This is a genomic window from Mycobacterium sp. (genome assembly GCF_049802695.1).
Taxonomy (GTDB): domain Bacteria; phylum Actinomycetota; class Actinomycetes; order Mycobacteriales; family Mycobacteriaceae; genus Mycobacterium.
On sequence record NZ_JBARMY010000560.1, the window covers coordinates 1 to 1,605 of the forward strand.

The 1,605-nt window shown below is 68.7% G+C and carries 1 protein-coding gene; it reads right to left on the minus strand.

Annotated features, from left to right (window positions below; genetic code table 11):
- Positions 1 to 1,225 (minus strand): DUF7159 family protein (locus tag WA317_RS22010; RefSeq protein WP_425175048.1); only part of this gene is annotated, 1,225 nt, incomplete at its 3' end.
- Positions 1,226 to 1,605: the final 380 nt, after the last annotated feature.

The following is a 1,605-nucleotide window of genomic DNA, read 5'->3' on the forward strand; positions in this document are numbered from 1 at the left end:
CAGGAGCAGGAGCCGCGGGTGCCGGAGCCGCAGGAGCCGGAGCAGGAGCCTCAGGAGCAGGAGCAGCGGGTGCCGGAGCCGGTGCCTGGATTGCGGGTGCCGGAGCCGACGCAGGGGCCGGAGCCCCGGGCGGTGGTGCGTTGGGCGCTGGTGCGGGGTTCGTCGGTGCCACGATGTTGGAGCCCGGTTGCGGCCGGGTGCCGACGTGCGGACGGATGCCGACCGCCAGCGCGACCACCAAAGCCACCACACCGACGACGAATAGCGTCGCGACAGCACTGGCAACCATCCACAGCGGCCGGCGCTGGGGCTTCTGTTCCTCGTCGGCGAAGTCGGGGTAGGCCGCGGTTCCGAACTCGACGTCGTCCTGAGGTGCCATGGCCGTATTGGCGTTGGCGTCGTCACCGGCGACGGCACTGTAGGCAAGCCCCTCCTCGCCGCGGCCATCGACGGGAGCGTCGGCATAACGGACGGCGGCACCGTAAGCATCGAAAGCACCGGTGCCGGGATCCTGCGCCCAAGCCATTGCCGCGGTGGACGACGAGAACAGCGGCGCGTTCGCCGAGGCCAGTGCGGCGCCGCGGGCCAGCGCCGTCTCCGGCTCCTCGGGGACGCTCACTATCAACGACGTCGCGGCTTCCAGCGCCGGCTTGATCGGCGCGATGTCTACACCGTTGCCGACGACGAACAGCCCGCCGGGACGGGTCGGCAGCGCCTGCGTGGTGGCCGAAACCAGCGCGGCCAGCTCGGCCGCCGGATCGGTGCCCTGCAGGGGTTGTCGGCGCACATCGCTGATCGAACCGTCGGCGGAGTCGACCATCGCCAGCGTCGCAGCGTCGGGTTCGACCAACAGCAGCGCGGTCTGGTCGTGGCCCGTCGCGCTGCCGACTTCCTGGGCCAATGCGGCCGCGGCCAAAAACGCCGACACCAGCATGACGTTTTCCATCTTGTGCTGGGCCAGGGCGTCGCGCAGCGCCGCCGCCTCTACGGGGTCAGTCCAGACCACGCCGGTCGACATCAGCTGATACCCGCTCGCGGCGGCGCCTTCCTGAGTTCCCAGAATTGCCGAGATGACCTGGTCAGGTCCGCTTGTGTTTGCTGAGTTGTCACCGTCAGAAAGGTCGAATTTTTCTTCGTCAACGGTCACGCCATCGGCGTTCCCACCCTCGACCAGCACCATGCGGACCGTCTTGGGTGCCATCGACACGCCGAGTACGGTGTCCACTGCTCCTCCCGATCAGTTCGCCAGCTCACTCATTTCGATGAGCCGTGAGGCGGCATGCCGCCCCGCCAATCCCCGTAGTTCGACCTTACTCGCGTCAAGGCAACCGGCCTACCGCACGTTTGCGCAAGACGTTCATTCGCGAGAAACAAGCGCCAGACGGCACGCCGAATTCCGCGGCATCCCAGTCGGTCCTGACCGACTTACCGGTGACCGTGGCCGAAGCCGCCGTGACCGCCGCCGAAGCCTGGCCCAAAGCCGCCATGTCCACCGCCGAAACCACCGTGCGGGCCGCCGCCCCAGGGTGCCAACGGTGGCGGCGGCGGCGCGAAAATCCGAGGAATGAGCGGTGGCACGACAACCGGCGGAGGCGGGGCGAACAC